Annotated in this window: 20 protein-coding genes; all 20 read left to right on the plus strand. The window is 73.6% G+C overall.

All coding sequences use genetic code 11. The annotated features are described in order from the left end of the window. Nucleotides 1–127 precede the first annotated feature (127 nt). The 20 genes from AC57BS_RS19680 (at nt 128) to AC57BS_RS19775 (ending at nt 22,568) form a co-directional block, all read left to right on the plus strand. Complete coding sequence (locus tag AC57BS_RS19680) at nt 128–1,813, plus strand: ABC-F family ATP-binding cassette domain-containing protein (RefSeq protein ID WP_496413137.1); 1,686 nt, start codon at nt 128–130, stop codon at nt 1,811–1,813. A gap of 61 nt (nt 1,814–1,874) precedes the next feature. Further along, nucleotides 1,875–3,185, plus strand: a complete 1,311-nt coding sequence (locus tag AC57BS_RS19685) for a calcium-binding protein (protein WP_496413138.1) — start codon at nt 1,875–1,877, stop codon at nt 3,183–3,185. Nucleotides 3,186–3,288: 103 nt separating this feature from the next. Further along, entirely contained in the window at nt 3,289–4,449 is a 1,161-nt protein-coding gene (gene carA / locus AC57BS_RS19690; protein ID WP_496413139.1) for a glutamine-hydrolyzing carbamoyl-phosphate synthase small subunit, read from the plus strand. 1 nt (nt 4,450) lies between these two features. Continuing rightward, a complete protein-coding gene (gene carB / locus AC57BS_RS19695) occupies nt 4,451–7,783 on the plus strand; it encodes a carbamoyl-phosphate synthase large subunit (RefSeq protein ID WP_496413140.1) in 3,333 nt (1,110 codons plus the stop codon). A gap of 1 nt (nt 7,784) precedes the next feature. Beyond that, nucleotides 7,785–8,852: a quinone-dependent dihydroorotate dehydrogenase gene (locus tag AC57BS_RS19700; RefSeq protein ID WP_496413141.1), complete on the plus strand. Its 1,068-nt coding sequence runs from the start codon at nt 7,785–7,787 to the stop codon at nt 8,850–8,852. Beyond that, entirely contained in the window at nt 8,845–9,687 is an 843-nt protein-coding gene (locus AC57BS_RS19705; RefSeq protein WP_496413142.1) for an iron-sulfur cluster-binding protein, read from the plus strand. The genes AC57BS_RS19700 and AC57BS_RS19705 overlap by 8 nt, the downstream gene beginning before the upstream one ends. Then, on the plus strand, nt 9,684–10,544 hold the full coding sequence (locus AC57BS_RS19710; RefSeq protein ID WP_496413143.1) for a beta/alpha barrel domain-containing protein: 861 nt from the start codon (nt 9,684–9,686) through the stop codon (nt 10,542–10,544). The genes AC57BS_RS19705 and AC57BS_RS19710 overlap by 4 nt, the downstream gene beginning before the upstream one ends. Next, entirely contained in the window at nt 10,541–11,365 is an 825-nt protein-coding gene (gene pyrF, locus AC57BS_RS19715; protein ID WP_496413144.1) for an orotidine-5'-phosphate decarboxylase, read from the plus strand. The genes AC57BS_RS19710 and pyrF overlap by 4 nt, the downstream gene beginning before the upstream one ends. Beyond that, on the plus strand, nt 11,362–11,799 hold the full coding sequence (locus tag AC57BS_RS19720) for a hypothetical protein (RefSeq protein ID WP_496413145.1): 438 nt from the start codon (nt 11,362–11,364) through the stop codon (nt 11,797–11,799). Before pyrF ends, AC57BS_RS19720 begins: the two co-directional genes overlap by 4 nt. Before the next feature lie 156 nt (nt 11,800–11,955). Next, nucleotides 11,956–12,279, plus strand: a complete 324-nt coding sequence (gene mihF / locus AC57BS_RS19725; RefSeq protein WP_129453944.1) for an integration host factor, actinobacterial type — start codon at nt 11,956–11,958, stop codon at nt 12,277–12,279. Beyond that, entirely contained in the window at nt 12,276–12,902 is a 627-nt protein-coding gene (gmk, locus tag AC57BS_RS19730; RefSeq protein ID WP_496413146.1) for a guanylate kinase, read from the plus strand. Before mihF ends, gmk begins: the two co-directional genes overlap by 4 nt. Before the next feature lie 15 nt (nt 12,903–12,917). Then, entirely contained in the window at nt 12,918–13,232 is a 315-nt protein-coding gene (rpoZ, locus tag AC57BS_RS19735; RefSeq protein WP_207085295.1) for a DNA-directed RNA polymerase subunit omega, read from the plus strand. 13 nt (nt 13,233–13,245) lie between these two features. Further along, nucleotides 13,246–14,463 (plus strand): bifunctional phosphopantothenoylcysteine decarboxylase/phosphopantothenate--cysteine ligase CoaBC, encoded by a 1,218-nt coding sequence (gene coaBC, locus AC57BS_RS19740; RefSeq protein WP_496413147.1) that lies wholly within the window; start codon nt 13,246–13,248, stop codon nt 14,461–14,463. A gap of 70 nt (nt 14,464–14,533) precedes the next feature. Further along, nucleotides 14,534–15,736 carry a methionine adenosyltransferase gene (gene metK / locus AC57BS_RS19745; protein ID WP_496413148.1) on the plus strand — a complete coding sequence of 401 codons (1,203 nt, stop codon included), beginning with the start codon at nt 14,534–14,536 and terminating at the stop codon, nt 15,734–15,736. Between the two features lie 134 nt (nt 15,737–15,870). Further along, nucleotides 15,871–17,877, plus strand: coding sequence for a primosomal protein N' (locus tag AC57BS_RS19750; RefSeq protein WP_496413149.1), 2,007 nt, complete (start codon nt 15,871–15,873; stop codon nt 17,875–17,877). A gap of 107 nt (nt 17,878–17,984) precedes the next feature. Then, complete coding sequence (def, locus tag AC57BS_RS19755) at nt 17,985–18,530, plus strand: peptide deformylase (RefSeq protein ID WP_496413150.1); 546 nt, start codon at nt 17,985–17,987, stop codon at nt 18,528–18,530. Continuing rightward, nucleotides 18,530–19,468, plus strand: a complete 939-nt coding sequence (fmt, locus tag AC57BS_RS19760) for a methionyl-tRNA formyltransferase (RefSeq protein ID WP_496413151.1) — start codon at nt 18,530–18,532, stop codon at nt 19,466–19,468. Before def ends, fmt begins: the two co-directional genes overlap by 1 nt. Beyond that, nucleotides 19,465–19,878 carry an MmcQ/YjbR family DNA-binding protein gene (locus tag AC57BS_RS19765; RefSeq protein WP_496413152.1) on the plus strand — a complete coding sequence of 138 codons (414 nt, stop codon included), beginning with the start codon at nt 19,465–19,467 and terminating at the stop codon, nt 19,876–19,878. Before fmt ends, AC57BS_RS19765 begins: the two co-directional genes overlap by 4 nt. Further along, nucleotides 19,871–21,187 carry an RsmB/NOP family class I SAM-dependent RNA methyltransferase gene (locus tag AC57BS_RS19770; protein ID WP_496413153.1) on the plus strand — a complete coding sequence of 439 codons (1,317 nt, stop codon included), beginning with the start codon at nt 19,871–19,873 and terminating at the stop codon, nt 21,185–21,187. Before AC57BS_RS19765 ends, AC57BS_RS19770 begins: the two co-directional genes overlap by 8 nt. Before the next feature lie 328 nt (nt 21,188–21,515). Further along, a complete protein-coding gene (locus AC57BS_RS19775) occupies nt 21,516–22,568 on the plus strand; it encodes a hypothetical protein (protein WP_496413154.1) in 1,053 nt (350 codons plus the stop codon). Nucleotides 22,569–22,576: the final 8 nt, after the last annotated feature.

Genomic DNA, 22,576 nt, shown 5'->3' on the forward strand with positions numbered 1-22,576 from the left:
TCCGGCCCCACCCGTCTAGGCTGTTGGTCATCATGTGGATCCAGGACTGACCCGACTCGCGTCCGCGGCGGCGCACCAGTGTGCCCACAGGCCCGGCGAGTCCCCTCAGTCGTCGAAGGACCTCCGCATGTCAGTCAGCTCCGCTTCTCCCTCCGTGCTCGCGCCCCTCGTCGTCACCGGTCTCTCGGTGACCTACCCGGACCGTACGGTGCTGGGCGGCGTCGACCTGCTGGCCCAGCCCGGTCGCCGTATCGGGCTCGTCGGCGAGAACGGCGCCGGGAAGTCGACCCTGCTGCGCGCGGTCGCCGGTCGCCTGCCCGCCCATGCGCACGTCTCCGGCTCGGTCACCGCACCGGACGACCTGGTGCTCCTCGGCCAGGAACCGCCGTTCCGCGACAGCGCGACCGTCGCGGAGGTGCTGGCCATGACGCTCGCGCCGCTGCGCACCGCCGTCGCCGAGGTCGAGCGCCTGGCCGCCGAGGTCGGCACCGCCGGGGGCGACGCGGCGTACGAGCGCGCCCTGGAGCTCGCGGTCGCCCATGACGCGTGGGACGCCGATCGGCGGGCGACCGTCGCGGCCGAGCGGCTGGGCCTGTCGGCGCTCGATCCCGCGCGGGTGGTCCGCACGCTCTCCGGCGGCCAGCGCACGCGGCTCGCCCTCGCCACCATCATGACGACGCGGCCCGCCTGCCTGCTGCTCGACGAGCCGACCAACCACCTCGACGACGACGCGATCGACGTGCTGACCGCCTTCCTGCGCGACCTACCGGGGGTGGTGGTGCTCGCCAGCCACGACCGCGTCCTGCTCGACGACGCGTGCACCGACCTCGTCGACCTCGATGCCGGCGCCCTGGGCACCGACGGCAGCGGCGGTCGGCGGTTCGGCGGAGGCTGGAGCGCCTACGAGGCGGCCCGGGCCGACGCCCGGCGACGGTGGGAGGAGACGTACGCCGCGCAGCAGGAGGAGATCGCGCGGTTGCGCGCCGCGACCAGGATCGGCACGGGTGCCGTCGCGCACGACCGCGGTCCCACCGACGGCGACAAGTTCATCTACTCCTTCAAGGGCGGCCGCGTGGACCAGACCCTCGCGCGCCGCAAGAAGGACGCCCAGCGACGGCTGGAGGTGGCCGAGCGGGAGCAGGTCCGCAAGCCGCCTGCGCCGATGGCCTTCCGCGGCGACCTCACGAGAGCCGGGACGGGCAGGCTGGTGCAGGTCCGCGACGTCGAGGTCGATGGCCGCATGCGGCTCGACCGGCTCGACCTCGCGGCGGGCGAGCACCTGCTGCTGACCGGGCCCAACGGCTCGGGCAAGTCGACGCTGCTGGGCGTGCTGTCGTCCCGGCTGTCACCGACCGCGGGCACCGTGGTGGTGTCGGCGCGCACGGTGCGCGAGCTCACCCAGGACCCGGACGTCACCCACCCGTCACGATCCGCGTTGGCGACGTACGACCGCGCGGTGGGCGGGCTCCGCGATGCGCCGCGGCTCCGGGACCTCGGGCTGCTCCACCCACGGGACCACCGCACGCCGGTCGGCGCCCTGTCGGTGGGCCAGCGCCGTCGCCTCGGCCTCGCGGTCGCGATCGCCGCCGCACCCGACCTGCTCCTGCTCGACGAGCCGACCAACCACGTCTCGCTCGCCCTCGCCGGTGAGCTCGAGGAGGCGCTCGGCACGGCTCCGGGCGCGGTCGTCCTGGCTTCGCACGACCGGTGGCTGCGACGGCGCTGGACCGGCCGGGAGCTGACCCTCTCGGCGGTGGCGGCTTCCCCTGCAGCCCGGCACGAGGGCTCGGTCCGACCGGCCCCGTCGGGCTAGAGACACCCCCGTACGGAAGGCATATCGTCGTTCTCATCAGTGCCGACTGCCTGGGGGATCCATGGGTACGCACCAGGGCTTGCTCGCCGTCGTCGTGGCCGCAGCCTTGGCGGGCACCGTGGTCCTGGGGTCGGTGCAGGCACCCGCACACGCTGGTGCGGTCCTCTGCGACGGACGGGTGGCGACCCTGGTGGGCACACCTGCGGACGACGAGCTCACGGGCACCCCGGGCCCGGACGTCGTCGCCGGGCTGGCGGGCAACGACCTCCTGGTGGGACTCGCCGGCGACGACGTCCTGTGTGGTGACGAGGGCGCCGACGTCCTCGAGGGCGGCGACGGCGCCGACCGGCTGTTCGGAGGTCTCGACGAGACGTTCCTGGCCGAGGACGGACTGTTCTACGAGGGCGGCGACACCGTCCGACCCGGACCCGGTGACGACCACGTCGACCTCGGCGAGGACGCGCGGCGGCTCGAGGGCGACCCCTCGGCGGAGCTCCTCGACTACGGCGCGGTGCCACACGGCGTCACCGTCGATCTGACCCGAGGCACGGCCGTCGCCGAGGGCGTCGACACCCTGGTCGTCGACGGCGTCCACCACGTCCGGGCGACCCCGTACGACGACGTGCTGCTCGGCTCCGGACGACAGGACTTCCTGTGCGGAGGAGACGGCGACGACGACCTACGAGGGCTCGCCGGGGACGACGTCATCGACGCGGACGGGTTCTTCGGGACCACGTGCGCCTACACCCCCGAGTGGCCCGAACCGACCTCCCGGCCCGTGGGTGACGACCGGGTGGACGGCGGTGACGGCAGCGACGTGCTGATCTCCCGCACGGGCGACGACCTCCTGATCGGTGCCCGCGGGCGTGACCAGGTCGCCGCCCTCGGGGTCGACGGCCTGCTCGTGGCCCGCGGCGGGGCGGGTGGCGACTTCGTCAGCCTGCGTCTGGGTGCCGACGCCGATGTGAGGGTCCGGGCCGGAGCCGGGCGGGACGACCTCGGGATCCTCCGCACCCGCACCTGGAGGAAGCAGGACGCGCGCCTCGTGATGCGCCTGGACCTGGCGAGCGGGACCTTCGGCACCGCCGGCAGGAGTCTGGGGACCCTCGACGGGTTCGAGGACCTGACGGTCGGGCGTGGCACCCGGGACCGCTGGCGGGTGCGCGGCACCACCGGCCCCAACACGCTCTACCTCGGCTACGTCCTCGCCCCGGTGACGGTGCTCGGCCGAGGCGGTCGGGACGTCCTCGTCGGCGGGCACGCCGACGACCGTCTCGACGGTGGTCCGGGACGGGACAGGCTCATCGGTCGCGGGGGGACCGATCGATGCCTCCGGGGTGAGTCGTTCGAGGCCTGCGAGCGGCGCGACTGACGCTGGACACGATGCCGCCCAGCGGGGGTGGCGCTGGTAGGGTCGGCGACGGCTCGAACATCCTTTAACGATCCGTCCCGTGAGGCGGAGAAGGAGGTACGGCATGGCTCTGCCTGCCCCTGCCCAGACCCGTCTGGCGCCCCGATCGGCACTCATGGTCCTCGAGGACGGGCGCACCTTTCGCGGTGAGTCCTTCGGCGCCGAGGGCGAGACCTTCGGCGAAGCGGTCTTCTCCACCGGCATGTCCGGCTACCAGGAGACGCTGACCGACCCCAGCTACCACCGCCAGGTCGTCGTCATGACGGCCCCGCACGTCGGCAACACCGGGATGAACGACGAGGACACCGAGTCCTCGCGCATCTGGGTCGCCGGCTACGTCGTGCGCGACCCCGCCCGGGTCCCGTCCAACTGGCGCAGCGTGCGCACCCTGGACGACGACCTGCGCGACGAGGGCGTCGTCGGCATCAGCGGTGTCGACACCCGCGCGCTGACCCGACACCTGCGCGAGCGGGGCGCGATGCGCGTCGGCATCTCGACCACGGAGACCGACCCCGAGCGCCTGCTCGAGCGGGTCCTGGCCTCCGGGGAGATGGCCGGCGCCAACCTCAGCGAGGCCGTGAGCACCAGCGAGGCGTACGTGGTCCCGGCACAGGGGACGAAGCGCTTCACCGTCGCGGCGGTCGACCTCGGCATCAAGTCCAACACCCCGCGGATGATGAGCGAGCGCGGCATCGAGGTGCACGTGCTCCCCGCCACCGCGACGCTCGACGACGTGCGGGCGGTCGAGCCGGACGGGCTCTTCTTCTCCAACGGTCCCGGCGACCCGGCCGCGACCACCGGACAGGTCGAGCTGCTGCAGGGGGCCCTGCGCGCCGGCATCCCCTACTTCGGGATCTGCTTCGGCAACCAGCTCTTCGGCCGCGCGCTTGGCTTCGGCACCTACAAGCTCAAGTACGGCCACCGCGGCATCAACCAGCCGGTGATGGACCGCACGACCGGCAAGGTCGAGGTCACCGCCCACAACCACGGGTTCGCCGTGGACGCGCCCCTCGAGGGCTCCACGACCACCGAGTTCGGCGAGGTCGCCGTCAGCCACGTCTGCCTCAACGACGACGTCGTCGAGGGCCTCGAGCTGCGCGACGCCGAGGGTCGACTCGTGTCCTTCTCCGTGCAGTACCACCCGGAGGCCGCGGCCGGCCCGCACGACGCGGCCTACCTGTTCGACCGGTTCGGCGATCTCATGTCCGAGCGGAAGGGGGCCTGACATGCCCAAGCGCACCGACATCCAGAGCGTCCTGGTCATCGGCTCGGGGCCGATCATCATCGGCCAGGCCTGCGAGTTCGACTACTCCGGCACCCAGGCGTGCCGGGTGCTGCGCCAGGAGGGCCTGCGGGTCGTCCTGGTCAACTCCAACCCGGCCACGATCATGACCGACCCGGAGTTCGCCGACGCGACCTACGTCGAGCCGATCACCCCCGAGTACGTCGAGAAGGTCATCGCCAAGGAGCGCCCCGACGCGCTGCTCGCCACCCTCGGCGGCCAGACCGCGCTCAACTGCGCGATGGCCCTCGACAAGGCCGGCGTGCTGGAGAAGTACGGCGTCGAGCTGATCGGCGCCTCGATCGAGGCCATCGAGCGTGGCGAGAACCGCCAGCAGTTCAAGAAGATCGTCGAGGAGCTCGGCGGCGAGTCCGCGAAGAGCGTCATCTGCCACTCGATGGACGACCTGCTCGCAGCGGCCGACGAGCTCGGCTACCCGATGGTGGTCCGCCCGTCGTTCACCATGGGCGGCACCGGCTCCGGCATGGCCTACGACGAGGCCGACCTGCGCCGCATCGGCGGCGCCGGCCTCGCCGCGAGCCCGACCACCGAGGTGCTCCTCGAGGAGTCGATCCTCGGCTGGAAGGAGTACGAGCTCGAGGTGATGCGCGACCGCGCGGACAACAGCGTGATCGTCTGCTCCATCGAGAACCTCGACCCCATGGGCGTGCACACCGGCGACTCGATCACCGTCGCGCCTGCCCTGACCCTGACCGACCGCGAGTACCAGAAGATGCGCGACCTCGCGATCGCCATCATCCGGGCGGTCGGTGTCGACACGGGCGGCTGCAACATCCAGTACGCCGTCAACCCCGCCGACGGCCGCCTGATCGTGATCGAGATGAACCCGCGCGTCTCGCGGTCCTCGGCGCTCGCCTCGAAGGCCACCGGCTTCCCGATCGCCAAGATCGCCGCCAAGGTCGCCATCGGCTACACCCTCGACGAGATCCAGAACGACATCACCGAGGAGACCCCGGCGTCCTTCGAGCCGACCCTCGACTACGTCGTGGTGAAGGTCCCGCGGTTCGCGTTCGAGAAGTTCCCCGAGGCCGACCCGACGCTGACCACCCACATGAAGTCGGTCGGCGAGGCGATGGCCATCGGCCGCAACTTCACCGAGGCGCTGCAGAAGGCGCTGCGTTCGCTGGAGAGCAAGCACGCGCCCTTCGACTGGCACAAGGAGTTCGTCGAGCTCGACAAGGCCGCCCTCCTCGAGGAGATCGCGGTCCCGCACGACGGGCGGCTCAAGAAGGTCATGGACGCCATCCGGGCCGGCGCCACGCCCGAGGAGATCTTCGAGGCGACCAGGATCGACCCGTGGTTCGTCGACCAGCTCGCGCTGATCAACGAGGTCGCGGTCCAGCTCATCGACGCCCCCGAGCTCACCCCGGAGCTGCTCCGCCTGGCCAAGCGCCACGGCTTCTCCGACGAGCAGATCGGCAAGATCCGCGGACTGTCCGCCGACGTCATCCGCGGCGTACGCCACGCGCTCGGGATCCGGCCGGTCTTCAAGACCGTCGACACCTGCGCCGCCGAGTTCGCCGCGCGCACGCCCTACCACTACTCCTCCTACGACGAGGAGACCGAGGTGCAGCCGCGCGCGGAGGGCAAGGAGGCCGTGATCATCCTCGGCTCGGGTCCCAACCGGATCGGCCAGGGCATCGAGTTCGACTACTCGTGCGTCCACGCCTCGCTCGCGCTGGCCGAGGCCGGCTACGAGACGATCATGGTCAACTGCAACCCGGAGACGGTCAGCACCGACTACGACACCTCCGACCGCCTCTACTTCGAGCCGCTCACCCTCGAGGACGTCCTCGAGATCGTGCACGCCGAGAGGCTCGCCGGCCCGATCGCTGGTGTCGTCTGCCAGCTCGGCGGCCAGACGCCGCTGGGCCTCGCGCAGGGTCTCGCTGACGCCGGGGTGAAGATCGTCGGCACCTCGCCGGAGTCGATCCACCTCGCCGAGGAGCGCGGCGCGTTCGGCCGCGTCCTGGCCGACGCGGGCCTCCCGGCGCCCAAGCACGGCACCGCCACGTCGTACCCGCAGGCGCAGCGCATCGCCCACGAGATCGGCTACCCCGTCCTGGTGCGTCCCTCCTACGTCCTGGGCGGACGCGGCATGGAGATCGTCTACGACGACGCGGCGCTCGAGGCCTACCTCGAGAAGTACGTCGCCAACGGCCTGATCAACGAGCGTCAGCCGGTCCTGGTCGACCGGTTCCTCGACGACGCGGTCGAGATCGACGTCGACGCGATCTTCGACGGCGAGGAGCTCTTCCTCGGCGGTGTGATGGAGCACATCGAGGAGGCCGGCATCCACTCCGGCGACTCGTCGTGCGCCCTGCCGCCGATCACGCTGGGACGCGAGGAGATCGACCGGATCCGGCGCTCCACCGAGGCGATCGCGCGCGGTCTCGACGTGCGCGGGCTGCTCAACATCCAGTTCGCCCTCGCCTCCGACGTGCTCTACGTCCTCGAGGCCAACCCGCGGGCCTCGCGCACGGTGCCGTTCGTCTCCAAGGCCACCGCCACCCCGCTGGCCAAGGCGGCAGCCCGGGTGATGCTGGGCGAGTCGATCGCCGACCTCCGTGCGGCGGGCGTGCTCCCTGCCGTGGGCGACGGCGGCCACCTCGCCGACGGGTCCCCGATCGCGGTCAAGGAGGCGGTCATGCCGTTCGACCGCTTCAAGACCGCCGACGGGCGCACCGTGGACGCGCTGCTCGGGCCCGAGATGCGCTCGACCGGTGAGGTGATGGGCTTCGACGCCTTCTTCGGCACCGCGTTCGCCAAGGCGCAGGCCGCGGCGTACGGCTCCCTGCCGCTCTCGGGAACGGTCTTCGTGTCGGTCGCGAACCGCGACAAGCGGCACATGATCTTCCCGGTGCGGCAGATCGCCGACATGGGCTTCGAGATCCTCGCGACGGCGGGCACGGCCGAGGTGCTGCGGCGCAACGGCGTGAAGGCCACCGTGGTCCGCAAGCAGTCCGAGGGCGAGGGCCCCGACGGCGAGCGGACCATCGTCGGGCTCATCCGCGACCGCGAGGTCGACCTGGTGATCAACACCCCCCACGGCGCCACCAGCGGCGGCTCGCCGCGCGCGGACGGCTACGACATCCGTACGGCCGCGGTGCTCACCGACATCCCGTGCATCACCACCATCCAGGGCCTCGGCGCCGCCGTGCAGGGGCTGGAGGCGATGCGGCGCGGCGACATCGGGGTGCGGTCGCTCCAGGACTGGGCCGCCCACCTCAACCCGGCCGGCGACCGGACCGACTGACGTGCGGCCCTACGACGTCCTCTTCGAGCAGGCCCTGACCCGGGTCGACCCCGAGCGCATCCACCACGCCGCGTTCCGGGCGATCCGGGCGGCCGCGCCCGTGACCGGCCGGGTCGTGCGGGTCCCGTCGGCGCCGGTGCACGCCCTCGGGCTGGCCTTCCCGCACCCGCTCGGGCTGGCCGCGGGCTTCGACAAGAACGCCGTGGGCATCGACGGGCTCGCCGCGCTCGGCTTCGGCCACGTCGAGATCGGCACCGTGACGGGCGAGGCCCAGCCGGGGAACCCGCAGCCGCGGCTGTTCCGGCTCAAGGACGACCGGGCGATCGTCAACCGGATGGGCTTCAACAACGACGGCGCCGAGGTGGTCGCCCGCCGACTCGCCGCACGACAGTCACGGCGCAAGCTTCACGAACAGAAGGGCAGCCCCTCGTTCCTCGGTGCTCCCATCCTGGGCGTCAACATCGGCAAGTCCAAGGTCGTGCCGGAGGAGGAGGCCGCCGGTGACTACGAGAAGTCGGCCGGCCTGCTCGCGCCCTACGCCGACTACCTCGTCGTCAACGTGTCCTCGCCCAACACCCCGGGACTGCGCAACCTGCAGGCCGTGGAGAAGCTCGCCCCGATCCTCGCTGCCGTGCGTCGTCGCGCCGACGAGGTTCGGCCCGACCACCGGGTGCCGCTGCTGGTCAAGATCGCACCCGACCTCAGCGACGACGACGTCCTCGCCGTCGCCGACCTCGCGCTGTCCAGCGGCCTCGACGGGATCATCGCCACCAACACCACGATCAGCCGCGACGGGCTCGCGAGCCCAGCGGCGACCGTGGCGGCCATCGGCGCCGGCGGGCTCAGCGGACGCCCGCTGACCCGGCGCTCGGAGGACGTCGTACGGATGCTGCGCCAGCGCGTCGGTCCGGACCTGACGCTGATCGGCGTCGGCGGCATCACGACCGTCGACGACGCACGTCGGCGGCTGGCGGCCGGGGCCGACCTGCTGCAGGGCTACACCGCGTTCGTCTACGAAGGTCCGCTGTGGCCGCGTCGCATCGTGCGGGGGCTCGCCACGGATGCGTGAGGAGCGGGGGACGCCGGCCGGACCGGTCCACGTGGAGGGGGAGGTCGTCGCCACCAAGCGGGTGGGCGCCTACCGGCACCTGACCCTGTCCGCCCCGGGCATCCCGGAGCGCTTCCGGGCAGGCAGCTTCGTCGCGGTCACCGTCGCCGGCCACGTCGCGCGCCGGGCGCTGTGGGTCCACCGCGTCCGCGCCTCCAGCGCCTTCGGGCCCACGCTCGACGTGGTGGTCGAGGTGCGGGGGAGCGGCACCGCCTGGCTGGCCGCGCAGCCCGTGGGGACCAGGATCGCGATCACCGGTCCGCTCGGTCGCCCGTTCGCACTGCCCAAGGACGCCGTGTCGTGCCTCCTCGTGGGCGAGGGCTACGCCGCGGCGCCGCTCTTCCCGCTCGCCGAACGGCTGCGTGAGCGCGGCTGCGCCGTCTCGCTCGTCGTCTCGGCACCCGACGAGGCGCACCTGCTCTCCGCCCTCGAGGCCCGACGCTCCGCGCGGTCGGTCACCGTCCTCACCGCGGACGGCTCGGTCGGCCAGCGCGGCGGCGTGCCCGACCACGTCGACGACCTCGTCCGCCGCAGCGACGCCGACGTCGTCTACGCAGCCGGTCCCGCGGCGGTCCTGCGCAGCGCCGCCGCCGCGGCCGAGCGCGCCGGCGCCTGGAGCCAGGTCGCGGTCGAGTGCCCGACGCCCTGCGGCACCGGGCTGTGCCACGGCTGCCCCCTGCCCGTCGTCGGCGAGGACGGCGTCGACCGGGTGGTCCGGGCCTGCACCGAGGGCCCCGTGGTCCGCGGCGACCGTGTCCGGTGGGACGCCCTGACCACCCCCCGGGACCCCGCGTGAGCGCCGCGCTGCTGGGGCGGGTGCCCGGCCCCGTGATGGTGGCCGCCGGGTGCGGCGGCACCGGTCGCGAGCTCCTGCCGTACGCCGGCCCCGCGGGGCTCGACGGCCTCGACTTCGTCACCCGGTCGATCACCCTCGACGCCCGCAGCGGCGGGCCGGGGCCCCGGGTGGTGGAGGTCCCCGGTGGTCTCGTCAACGCCGTCGGCCTGCCCAACCCAGGGCTGGAGCACTTCCTCGCCACCGAGCTCCCGTGGCTGGTGCGTGCGGGCGCCCGGGTCTTCGTCTCCGTCGCCGGGGCGACGATGGGGGAGTACGCCGACCTCGCGCGCCGGCTCAGCCGGGCGCCCGGCGTCGCCGGCCTCGAGGTCAACGTCGGCGCCCCCGACGAGGCGGGCGCCGGGCTGTTCGAGGTCCGCGAGCCCTACCACTCCGCGAGCGTCATCGCGGCCGTGCGTCGGGAGTTCCCCTCCGACCGGCCCGTCCTCGCCAAGCTGCGTCCAGACGTGTCCCGCATCGTCGAGGGCGCGCGCGCCTGCCACGAGGCCGGTGCCACCGCCGTGGTCGTCGGCAACGCCGTCCCGGCAGCCTTCCGGGACGGACGACCGGGAGGGCTGAGCGGCCCGGCGATCGCGTCGGTCGCGCTGCGCTGCGTCGTCGAGGTGCACCGTGCCCTGCCGGACGTCCCGACCATCGGGTGCGGCGGCGTGGACGACCTGCCGTCGGCCCGTGCCTTCCTCGACGCCGGCGCGCGCGGCGTACAGGTCGGCACCGCCCTCCTGCACGACCCGACGACGGTCGCGCGCCTGCGCGCCGCCCTGCTGCCCGTCGACCAGTCCACACCCGAGGAGAGCCCATGACCCCGTTCGGCACCCGCCTGGCCGCCGCCATCGAGGAGCGCGGCCGGTTCTGCGTCGGCATCGACCCCCACGCCGCGCTGCTGCGGGAGTGGGGCCTCGGCGACGACGTGGCCTCGCTGGAGAGGTTCGCGCTCACGGTCGTCGAGGCGGTGGCCCCCGTGGTCGGCGTGGTCAAGCCGCAGAGCGCGTTCTACGAGCGGTTCGGCAGCCGCGGCATCGCCGTCCTCGAGCGCGTCGTCGCCGAGTCGCGCGCCGCCGGTGCGCTGGTGCTGATGGACGCCAAGCGGGGTGACATCGGCTCCACCAGCCAGGCGTACGCCGACGCCTACCTCGACCCCGGCTCTCCGCTGGGCTGCGACGCGGTGACGGTCAGCCCCTACCTCGGCTTCGGCTCGCTCGACCCGATGGTCGAGGCCTGCCGGCGCCACGGCGGGGGCCTGTTCGTGCTCGCGCTGACCTCCAACCCCGAGGGCCCCGAGGTCCAGCACGCCCGCACGGACGGCGGCACCGTCGCCGGCACGATGCTCGCGCACCTGCGCGCCGCCAACGCCGGCGCCGAACCCGTGGGGTCCTTCGGCGCGGTGGTCGGCGCCACCATCGGCACCACCGACGAGGACCTCGACATCAACGGGCCGCTCCTGGTGCCGGGCTACGGCGCCCAGGGTGGAACGGTCGCCGATCTCGAGCGCATCTTCGGCGCGGCCGCCCGCTGGGCCCTGCCGAGCTCGTCGCGCGAGGTGCTGGGCGCCGGCCCGGACCCGACGGCCCTGCGCGAGGCCGCCCTGCGCGGCAACGACGCCGTCCGGGGCCTGGGCGCGTGAGACGACTCGCCCCGGCGGTGCTCCTGGCCGGCCTGGCCCTGGGCGGCTGCTCGGGCGACCCGCAGGAGCGCTACTGCGAGACCGTCGAGGAGCACCAGGCCGGGCTCACCGACGTCGCGGCCTCGGACGACCCCGGTGCGCTGTTCGATGCGCTCGACGCCTACGACGACCTCGCCGAGCGGGCGCCGCGCGACATCGCCGACGACTGGTCGGCCGTCGTCGACCCCCTCCGCGCCCTCGAGCACGCACTGGCCGAGCACGACGTCGACCCGTCCGACTACGACGCCGAGTCGCCCCCGTCCGGCCTCGACGAGGGGGCCCGCGCCGAGATCGAGGCGGCGGCCCGGGAGGTCGGCTCGGAGCAGACCGTACGCGCCATGGCCGCGGTCGAGCAGCACGCGCTCGACGTGTGCGGCACGCCGTTGTCGCGCTGACCGACGCCTCGCGGCCGGCCCGCCCATGGCGTACATCACGCGGGGCGGGCGGCGGCGTCGGCTCGATTGCCTGTGCCGTCGGGCAATGACTAGATTGACCCGCACCAGCCGGGCCCTCTCCCACCAGGCCCTCACCGATCCAGAAGGACAGCTTTCGTGGCCTTGCCCCCTCTGACGCCCGAGCAGCGCCAGGCAGCCCTCGACAAGGCTGCGGCCTCCCGACGCGAGCGGGCCGAGGTGAAGAACCGCCTCAAGAACTCCGGCGGCTCCATCGTCGACGTGCTGCGCGAGGGCCAGACCAACGAGGTCATCGGCAAGATGCGCGTCGTCGAGCTGCTCCAGTCGGTGCCCGGCCTCGGTCGCGTCCGTGCCCGTCAGGTGATGGAGCGCCTCGGCATCGCCGAGAGCCGACGCGTCCGCGGTCTCGGCGTCAAGCAGGTCGCCGCGCTCGAGCGTGAGTTCGGCCCCGACGCCCCGTGACCCTCTCCGACCCGACTCCCGCCTCCTCCGCACCGTCCGGCAACGCCGCCTCGCGCTCGCGGCTCATCGTGCTCGCCGGCCCCACCGCGGTGGGCAAGGGCACCGTCGCCGCGGCCGTGCGCGACACGCACCCCGAGGTCTGGATCTCGGTGTCCGCGACCACCCGTGCCCCGCGCCCCGGTGAGGAGAACGGCGTCCACTACTGGTTCGTCTCCGACGAGGAGTTCGACGCGATGGTCGACAAGGGCGACCTGCTGGAGTGGGCGGTGGTCCACAAGGCCGCCCGCTACGGCACCCCGCGCGGCCCGGTCGACCTGGCGCTGGCCTCCGGCCACCCCGCCATGCTCGAGATCGACCTCCAGGGCGCCCGGCAGGTCCGCGAGACCATGCCAGAGGCGCTGTTCGTGTTCCTCAAGCCGCCGTCGTGGGAGGAGCTCGTACGCCGCCTCGTCGGCCGCGGCACCGAGAGCGAGGCCGAGCGCGAGCGCCGTCTCGAGACCGCACGGGCGGAGCTGGCCGCCGAGAGCGAGTTCGACGTGACCATCGTCAACCACGAAGTTCACGCTGCCGCCGACGAGTTGGTAGCCTTGATGGTTGGATCCGCTTCCAACTCATCTGACTAGCGAGGCACCATCACCGTGGCTTCTCCCACCATCGCCGCCGAGGGCGTCACCAACCCCTCGATCGACGACCTGCTCACCAAGACCGACAGCAAGTACAAGCTCGTGCTCTACAGCGCTCAGCGTGCCCGCCAGATCAACGCCTACTACTCCCAGCTCGGCGAGGGCCTCCTCGAGTACGTCGGCCCGCTCGTCGACACCCACGTGCAGGAGAAGCCGCTCTCGATCGCCCTGCGCGAGATCAACGACGACCTCCTGACCTGCGAGGACATCGACCCCGCAGCCGAGGCCGCCGCCGCCGAGGCTGCCGCCGCCGGCGACGCCACGGAGTGACGCGAGCCTCACGATGACCGTCAAGGTCGTCCTGGGCGTCTCCGGCGGGATCGCTGCCTACAAGGCCTGCGAGCTGTTGCGCCGGTTCACCGAGTCGGGGCACGACGTCACCGTCGTGCCCACGGCTGCGGCGCTGGAGTTCGTCGGGGCGCCCACCTGGGCGGCCCTGTCGGGCAAGCCGGTGTCCACCGAGGTCTGGACCGACGTGCATGCCGTGCCCCACGTGCGGATCGGCCAGTCCGCCGACGTGGTCGTGGTGGCCCCGGCGACCGCTGACCTCCTCGCCAAGGCCGCCCACGGCCTGGCCGACGACCTGCTCACCAACACGCTCCTCACCGCGCGCTGCCCGGTCGTCTACGCCCCGGCGATGCACACCGAGATGTGGGAGCACCCGGCCACGCAGGCCAACGTCGAGACGTTGCGCCGGCGCGGTGCCGTCGTCATCGAGCCCGCCGAGGGTCGCCTCACGGGTGCCGACACCGGCAAGGGACGGCTCCCCGAGCCGGTCGAGATCTTCGACCTCGTCCGCGCGGTGCTCGACCGCGGGCCGCACGCGCCCCAGGACCTCGTCGGTCGCAAGGTCGTCGTGTCCGCGGGCGGCACCCGGGAGTACCTCGACCCCGTGCGCTTCCTGGGCAACCGCTCCTCGGGGCTCCAGGGCTACGCGCTCGCCCGGACGGCCGCCGCGCGCGGCGCCCACGTCACCCTCGTCAGCGCCAACGTCGCCCTGACCGACCCGGCCGGCGTGAGCGTCGTACGGGTCGAGACCACCGACCAGCTGCGCGAGGCCGTGGTCACGGCGACGGCCACGGCCGATGCCGTCGTGATGGCTGCGGCGCCGGCCGACTTCCGGCCCGCGTCGCTCAGCGACGCCAAGATCAAGAAGGCCGAGGACGGCTCCGCGCCGTCCATCTCGCTCGTCCAGAACCCCGACATCCTCGCCGAGATCTCCCGCGACCGGGTGCGCGAGGACGCGGTGGTCGTCGGTTTCGCCGCCGAGACCGGTGACGCGTCCGGCTCGGTCCTCGACCTCGGGCGCGCCAAGCTCGCCCGCAAGGGCTGCGACCTGCTCGTCGTCAACGACGTCAGCGGGGGAGCGGTCTTCGGCAGCACGGACAACGAGGCCGTCATCCTCGGAGCCGACGGTGCCGCCGTCGAGGTCCCCCACGGCACCAAGACGGCCCTGGCCCACGTCATCTGGGACGAGGTCTCGCGGCGATTCGTCGACTGAGACGCGCGTCCCGGATGCTGGGCAGCAGGTACGTTTGCCTCCACCGTTCCACACAAGAATCGAGGGCACCGTGGCTGGACGCCTCTTCACCTCCGAGTCCGTGACCGAGGGTCACCCGGACAAGATCGCCGACCGGATCAGCGACTCCGTCCTCGACCACCTCATGGCCGCCGACCCCGACCGCGCCAACCTGCGCGTCGCCGTCGAGACGCTGCTGACCACCGGGCTGGTGGTCGTGGCCGGCGAGGTCCGCACGACTGCCTACGCCCCGGTCGCCGACATCGTCCGCCGGGCGATCCTCGAGATCGGCTACGACTCCTCGGAGAAGGGCTTCGACGGCACCACGTGCGGCGTGCAGGTCGCCATCGGCGCCCAGTCCAGCGACATCGCCGCCGGCGTCGACGCCGGCCACGAGTCCCGTGTCGGCGCGTCGGAGGACGAGCTCGACAAGCGCGGAGCCGGCGACCAGGGCCTCATGTTCGGCTACGCCTGCGACGACACCCCCGAGCTGATGCCGCTCCCGATCACCATCGCGCAGCGGCTCGCGCAGCGCCTGACCCAGGTCCGCAAGGACGGCACGCTGGGCTACCTGCGTCCCGACGGCAAGACCCAGGTCACCATCGAGTACGACGAGGACGACCGTCCCGTGCGCGTCGACACCGTGGTCCTCTCCACCCAGCACGACCCCGGCATCGAGCACGCCGCGCTCGAGGCCGACATCAAGCAGCACGTCATCGACCCGGTCCTCGCGGCCTTCGAGATCCCCTCCGAGGGCTACCGGATGCTGGTGAACCCGACCGGCACCTTCGTCATCGGCGGCCCGATGGGCGACGCCGGCCTCACCGGACGCAAGATCATCGTCGACACCTACGGCGGCATGGCCCGCCACGGCGGCGGCGCCTTCTCCGGCAAGGACCCCTCCAAGGTCGACCGCTCGGCCGCCTACGCCATGCGCTGGGTCGCCAAGAACGTCGTCGCCGCGGGCTTGGCCCGCCGGTGCGAGGCGCAGGTCGCCTACGCCATCGGCAAGGCCGCGCCCGTCGGCGTGTTCATCGAGACCTTCGGCACGGGCGTCGTCTCGGACGAGAAGATCCAGGACGCCGTGCTCGAGGTCTTCGACCTGCGTCCCGCCGCGATCATCCGCGACCTCGACCTGCTCCGCCCGATCTACGCCGAGACGTCGGCCTACGGCCACTTCGGTCGCGAGCTCCCGGAGTTCACCTGGGAGTCGACCGACCGTGCCGACAAGCTGAAGGCCGCGGCCGGCATCTGACCCGGGCCGCCGCCCTCTCGCAGAGTCCCCGCCCGAGCGGGGACTCTGCCACTTCGAGGGGGTAGCAACCGCCTCCAGGTGTCGGACTTCCCCACCAGGTCCGAGCGTCGGAGCCCGCTGACAGAATCAGCCGCATGACGCAGGACGAAGCCCCGGAAGCCGACATGCTTCCGGGGCTTCGTGCTGCCGTCGACGATGCCCGCGCCAAGGCCGCGGCCACACGGCGACGCAAGGCGGCGGCGTGGGAGCGGGCGGCCACCGACCCCGTCGCTCGCGTGCTCGTCGACATCTCCCTGGCCCACCTCGACCGTCCCTTCGACTACGCCGTGCCGGTGTCGATGGCCGACACGGCGGTCCCCGGCGCACGGGTCAAGGTCCGGTTCGCCGGCCAGGACGTCGACGGCTTCGTGGTCGAGCGGGCGAGCACCTCCGACCACACCGGCTCCCTCCAACCGCTGCGCCGGGTCGTGAGCCCCGAGCCCGTCCTCGCACCCGAGATCGTCCGGCTGAGCGAGACCCTCGCCCGCAAGTACGCCGGCGCCCGCTCCGACGTGCTCCGCCTCGCGGTGCCCCCGCGGCACGCCACAGCCGAGAAGGCACCCTCCCCGGCCGCGCCGGCCTTCACACCCGTCACCCCCACGGCCTGGACCGAGGTCGAGCACGCCGGCGCCTTCCTGCGCCACCTGGCCACCGGCGGCGCACCGCGTGCCGTCTGGTCCGCCGCCCCGGCCGACGACTGGCCCGCGATGGTCGCCGAGGCCGTCGCAACCGCGTACGGCGGTGGTCGCGGGGCGCTGGTCTGCGTCCCGGACCGACGTGACGTCGCCCGCGTCGACGCGGCGCTGACGTCGGTGCTGGGGGAGGGGCACCACGTGTGCCTCACCGCCGACGGCGGCCCCGCGGCGCGCTACCGGGACTTCCTGGCCGTCTCGCGCGGAGCGCGTCGCATCGTCGTCGGCACGCGGTCGGCGGCCTTCGCACCCGTGCACGGGCTGGGGTTGGTCGTGCTGTGGGACGACGGCGACGACCTGTACGCCGAGCCGCGGGCGCCCTACCCGCACACCCGCGAGGTGCTCCTTGCCCGCACCGAGCAGCAGGGCACTGCCGTGCTCGTCGGCGGAGTGGCGCGCACCCCTGAGGCCGAGCAGCTGGTGACGAGTGGATGGGCCCACGAGCTCGCGGTCCCGCGCGCGGCGCTGCGCCGACGGGTGCGGGTCGAGGCCGTGCCCGCCGAGGACCGGTCGGTCGGCACCCGCATCCCGCGGGCGGCCTACGACGCCGTCCGGCGCGGCCTCACCACCGGTCCGGTCCTCGTCCAGACGCCACGAGCCGGCTACGCCGCCTCACTCGCGTGCGACACCTGCCGCACCCCGGCCCGCTGCACGACGTGCACCGGACCGCTCGCGCTGGCAGGCCCCACCGAGCCGCCCCGGTGCCGCTGGTGCGGCCACACCGAGACGGCCTGGGCGTGCCCGACCTGCGGAGGTCGCGGCCTGCGCGCCCCCGTACGCGGCGACGCCCGCACCGCCGAGGAACTGGGCCGGATGTTCGCCGGCACCACGGTGCGCAGCTCCAGCGGCGACCGCGTGCTGGACCGGGTGGGGTCGTCGGCCGACATCGTCGTGGCCACGGTCGGTGCGGAGCCGGTCGCTGACGAGGGCTATGCCGCGGTCGTCCTGCTCGACACCTGGCTCACGCTGGCGCGCGACGACCTGCGCGTCGCGGAGGAGGCGCTGCGCCGCTGGCTCAACGCGGCGGCGCTCGTCAGGGCGGGCGGCCACGTCGTCGCGGTCGGCGACCCGACCCACCCGGCACTGCAGGCCCTGGTGCGATGGGACCCTGCCGGCTTCGCCCGTCGCGAGGCCGACGAGCGCGCGCAGGCCCACCTGCCCCCGGCAGCCCGGATGGCGACCGTGACCGGCGACCTGGGCGCCCTCGACGACGTCCTCCACCTCCTCGACCTGCCCGAGGGCGCGGAGGTGCTCGGACCGGTGCCGGTCGACGACGAGCACCGCGTGCTCCTGCGGGTGCCGTGGGCCGCGGGCGAGGCGTTGTCCCACTCGCTCGGCGACCTCCAGCGGCTGCGCTCGGCCCGCAAGCTGGACCCCGTACGCATCCAGGTCGACCCGCTCAGCATCTAGCCCGGAGCCGGGCCCGCCGCGCATCCACGATCGCCACCGGGGCGACAACGACGACGGCCGCAGTCCCTAGACTTGGCCCTTCCCGCACACCCGATCCAAGGAGCTCCGTGGCAGTCCAGCCCATCCGTCTCTTCGGTGACCCGGTCCTGCGCCAGCGCGCGGTGGAGGTCGACGACTTCGACAAGGAGATCCGTCAGCTCGTCACGGACCTCACCGACACGATGCTGGCCGCGCCCGGAGCCGGGCTCGCAGCCCCGCAGATCGGGGTCGGCCTGCGGGTGTTCACCTGGAACGTCGAGGGACAGGTCGGCCACCTCGTCAACCCGTCGCTCGAGCTCTCCGACGACACCCAGGACGGCGCCGAGGGCTGCCTGTCGCTGCCCGAGCTGACCTACGACTGCCTGCGCGCCCTGTCGGTCGTCGCGACCGGCTTCGACATGCACGGCGAGCCCCTGCGGATCGAGGCCTCCGAGCTGCTCGCCCGCGCCATGCAGCACGAGACCGACCATCTCGACGGCATCCTCTTCATCGACCGGCTCGACACCGCCGCGCGCAAGGCCGCGATGAAGGAGATCCGCGAGTCCGAGTGGTTCGGCCTGGAGAAGCCCACGGTGCGGGTCAGCCCGCACGCGACCCACGGACTCGGCCTCTGATGCGCGTCGTCTTCGCCGGCACCCCCGAGGTCGCCCTCCCGGCGCTCGACGCCGTCGCCGCGAGCCGCCACGAGCTCGTGGGCGTCGTCACCCGACCCGACGCGCCGAGCGGCCGGGGTCGCAGGCTCGTCGCCAGCCCGGTCGCCCAGCGGGCCGAGGAGCTCGGCGTACCCGTGCTCAAGCCCGAGCACCCCCGCGACCCCGACTTCCAGGCCGCCCTCGCCGACCTGGGTCCGGACGCCTGCCCGGTCGTGGCCTACGGCGCCCTCCTGCCGCAGTCGGCGCTCGACCTCGTGCCCCACGGCTGGATCAACCTCCACTTCTCGGTCCTGCCCGCCTGGCGCGGCGCGGCCCCGGTCCAGCACTCGCTGTGGGCGGGGGACGAGGTCACCGGAGCCACGACCTTCCGGATCGTGAAGGCGCTCGACGCCGGTCCCGTCTTCGGCGTCATGACCGAGCGGATCCGGCCCGACGACACGGCCGGTGACCTCCTCGTCCGCCTGGCGGAGGGCGGAGCGGGACTGCTCGTCCAGACCCTCGACGGGATCGAGGACGGCACGCTCGAGGCGCGCGAGCAGCCCGAGGACGGCCTCTCGTTCGCCCCGAAGATCCTGGTCGACGACGCTCGCATCGACTGGAGCCAGCCGGCCGCGGCGATCGAGCGGCAGGTGCGGGCGTGCCACCCGGCCCCCGGCGCGTGGAGCACGTTCGAGGGCGACCGGATCAAGATCGGGCCGGTCACCACGACTGACGGCGACGCCCTTCCGCCCGGCGTCCTCGAGGTCACCAAGAACGCCGTCCTCGTCGGCACCGGCACCGCCCCGGTGCGGCTCGGGGAGGTCAAGGCGTTCGGCAAGAAGCAGATGCAGGCGGCCGACTGGGCCCGCGGCGTGCGCCTCGCGTCCGGCACACGGCTCGGCGGGACCGACGAGTCGTGAGCACTCCCGCCCGCCCCGAGGACGTCGACGAGATCTGCGCCGGCCTGCCCGAGACGGAGCTCGGCACGTCGTGGGGCGACCGACCGACCTGGAAGGTGCCGCGAGGCGACAAGGGCAGGGGGTTCGTGCTCTACCGGGCGCCGCACAAGAGCGCAGTCGATCCGGTGACGGGCGAGATGTACGACGACCTGGTGGTCATCACGACGCCGACCGAGGTCGAGAAGAACGCCCTCGTCGAGGATCCGTCGACCCCGTTCTTCACCATCGACCACTTCAAGGGCTACAGCGCCGTCCTCGTCCAGCAGTCGCGCCTCGGCGAGATGGACCGCGACGAGCTCGCCGAGATCATCACCGACGCGTGGGCCGCGAGGGCGCCGAAGCGGCTGGTCCGGGAGCACCTCGGTGAATGAGCGCCGTCGACGCCCGGTCGACCGTGCGCGCCGCGCCGCCCTCGACGTCCTGACCGCCGTCCGGGTCGACGAGGCGTACGCCAACCTGGTCCTGCCGCAGGTGCTGCGCAAGCACGGCCTCACCGGCCGTGACGCGGCCCTGGCGACCGAGCTGGCCTCCGGCGCGATCCGCATGCACGGGCTCTACGACCCGGTCATCGACGCGTGCCTGACCAAGCCGCGGCTCCAGCCCGAGGTGCGCGACGTGCTGCGCCTCGGGACCCATCAGCTGCTGTCGATGCGGGTGCCGGACCACGCAGCGATCTCCACGAGCGTCGACCTCGTCCGCGCCACGGTCGGGCGGGGACCGACCGGCCTCGTCAACGCCGTGCTCCGCACGATCAGCCGGCGCACCCTCGACGACTGGATCGGCGAGGTCGCCCCCGACCAAGCGGGCGACCCGCACGGTCACCTCGCCGTCGCCCGGTCCCACCCCCGGTGGGTGGTCGACCTGCTGGCGGAGGCGCTCGGCGCCGACGACGAGCTCGACGCGCTCCTTGCCGCCGACAACGCCGCTCCCCGCGTCACCCTCGCCGCCCGTCCCGGGCTCTCGACGGTCGAGGAGCTCGAGTCCGCCGGGGGCACCCGCACCACCCGGTCGCCGTACGGCGTGGTGCTCGACGGCGGTGACCCTGCAGGGGTCCCGGCCGTCGCGGAGGGCCGGGCAGGAGTGCAGGACGAGGGCTCGCAGCTCGTCGCGCTGGCGATGGCGGACGCCCCGCTGGAGGGTCGCGACGAGAGGTGGCTGGACCTGTGCGCCGGCCCCGGCGGCAAGGCGGCCCTCCTCGCAGCGCTGGCCGCCCAGCGCGGCGCGTCCCTGCTCGCCCACGAGCGCCAGCCCCACCGGGCCGCACTCGTCTCGTCCGCGGTGCGAGCGGTCCCGGCCGGGGCGGTCCACGTCGTCGCCGGTGACGGCATGCGACCTGCGTGGGTGCCCGGCACCTTCGACCGCGTGCTCGTCGACGCGCCGTGCTCGGGCCTCGGCGCCCTGCGCCGCCGACCGGAGTCGCGCTGGCGGCGCACTCCCGAGGACGTCGAGGAGCTGGTGGGCCTGCAGCAGGTGCTGCTCGACGGGGCCCTGGACGCCGTACGCCCGGGCGGGGTCGTGGTCTACGCGACGTGCTCGCCCGTGGTCGCCGAGACGAGCGGGATCGTCGACGCGGTGCTCGGCAGGCGGGGCGACACCGACGAGGTCACGCGCTTCCAGCTGTGGCCCCACCGCGACGGGACCGACGCGATGTTCGCCGCGACCCTGAGGCGTCGGGTGTGAGGTGTGGGGCCCGCCTGCGGGCGGCCCGCCCCGGCGAGCGGTGAGTGAGCCACCTCCGAGGGCCGGTTCCACGTGGGTGGGCCGCCTGGCTCCCGCGTGTCTGCGGGCGACGCGCCGGTGGGCGGTGCGTCAGCGACGTCATGTGGCCCCGGAAAGTCGCTGGGCCACCGCTCCGTACGGAGCTCCGTCACCCGGACAGGTGAATTCGGGGCGACCGGGACGCGTCACCTGCGCGTCGCCTGTTCCCATCGCTTGCGTGCACGAGCATGATGGGGGCAGCGCGGTCCACCGGAGGGGTGGGCGGCGCGACGGGGAGCAGGAACGACACATGCACGTACGCAGCCTCCTGGCGGCCGCGGCCGCCACGGCTCTGACGACGACCCTGGGCGCGGCCCTGGGCGCCAGCCCTGCCGCGGCTGCCGAGCCGCGTACGCTGTCCGGCCCGTCGACGGGCGACGCGGACTCCTACCTGACCTTCGTGCGCTGTGACTCCCTGTTCGGCTCCCCGGCCGCGACCGCCCCGCGCTCGCGGATCAACCTCGGCCCCTACTCCGCCCCGCTCGGACGGCGCTCGCTGGGCCTCGTCCCGACTGCGCCGGGCAGTGCCGCGGGGCCCTACACGGCCTTCGGCGCCCTCACCGGGCTCGACGCGTCGCTGTCCGTGGCCGCGACCGGCGGCAGCCAGGGTGTCTCGTGGGTCGTGACGGTCACCCCGACGAGCCCGCGCGGCACGGCCTGGACCGGCCGCGCCGCGGTGTCGGTGCCGTCCGGGTCCTGGACCCAGGTGGCGAGCAGCGCCCAGACCTACGAGTGGACACTGGTCGACCTCGCCTCCGGCGCAGTCCTCGACCGGGCAGCCGACGGCACCCCCGCCGCGTTCGCCGCCGCGCACGGTGACGGCCCCGGCTTCGCGGTCACCGGGTTCGGCTGCGACGGTCGGCCCTTCAACCTCGACGCGGTCCACGGAGCGGGCACGACCTACGACTTCGAGGGCGTGGCGCTCCGCACCTCGGTCGACGTGGACGCCCCCCAGGTCCGCGCCGGCGAGAAGGTCACCGTCACCGGAGCGGTCTCCGACGCCGCCGGTCGGGTGACGGGCGACCCGCTCGTCCTGCAGACCCGCGTCCCCGGCGGCGCCTGGACGTCCGCCGAAGCACCGGTCCTCGCCGACCGCGACGGCACGACCCGGACCGCGGTGGAGCTCCAGGAGACCACCGAGCTCCGCTGGCACCGTCCGGAGAGCCAGTACGCCGACGAGGGGTGGTCCGACGTGGTCACCGTGACCGTGACGGCGCCCGAGGAAACGCCCGCTGAGGGTTCCGACGGCGGTCCCGCGGCGCCCGAGACTCCCGGGACTCCCGAGACTCCCGAGCAGCAGTAGCCGGCACC

The sequence above is a fragment of the Nocardioides sp. BGA-UO-ETr-FS32 genome (genome assembly GCF_059567905.1).

Excerpts from the sequence above, each read along its gene's own strand:
- AC57BS_RS19775 (WP_496413154.1), top strand. The coding sequence starts at position 21,516 with ATGCACGTACGCAGCCTCCTGGCGGCCGCGGCCGCCACGGCTCTGACG.
- coaBC (WP_496413147.1), top strand. The coding sequence starts at position 13,246 with ATGACCGTCAAGGTCGTCCTGGGCGTCTCCGGCGGGATCGCTGCCTAC.
- AC57BS_RS19705 (WP_496413142.1), top strand. The coding sequence starts at position 8,845 with ATGCGTGAGGAGCGGGGGACGCCGGCCGGACCGGTCCACGTGGAGGGG.
- carA (WP_496413139.1), top strand. The coding sequence starts at position 3,289 with ATGGCTCTGCCTGCCCCTGCCCAGACCCGTCTGGCGCCCCGATCGGCA.
- carB (WP_496413140.1), top strand. The coding sequence starts at position 4,451 with ATGCCCAAGCGCACCGACATCCAGAGCGTCCTGGTCATCGGCTCGGGG.
- AC57BS_RS19750 (WP_496413149.1), top strand. The coding sequence starts at position 15,871 with ATGACGCAGGACGAAGCCCCGGAAGCCGACATGCTTCCGGGGCTTCGT.
- AC57BS_RS19685 (WP_496413138.1), top strand. The coding sequence starts at position 1,875 with ATGGGTACGCACCAGGGCTTGCTCGCCGTCGTCGTGGCCGCAGCCTTG.
- AC57BS_RS19680 (WP_496413137.1), top strand. The coding sequence starts at position 128 with ATGTCAGTCAGCTCCGCTTCTCCCTCCGTGCTCGCGCCCCTCGTCGTC.
- pyrF (WP_496413144.1), top strand. The coding sequence starts at position 10,541 with ATGACCCCGTTCGGCACCCGCCTGGCCGCCGCCATCGAGGAGCGCGGC.
- fmt (WP_496413151.1), top strand. The coding sequence starts at position 18,530 with ATGCGCGTCGTCTTCGCCGGCACCCCCGAGGTCGCCCTCCCGGCGCTC.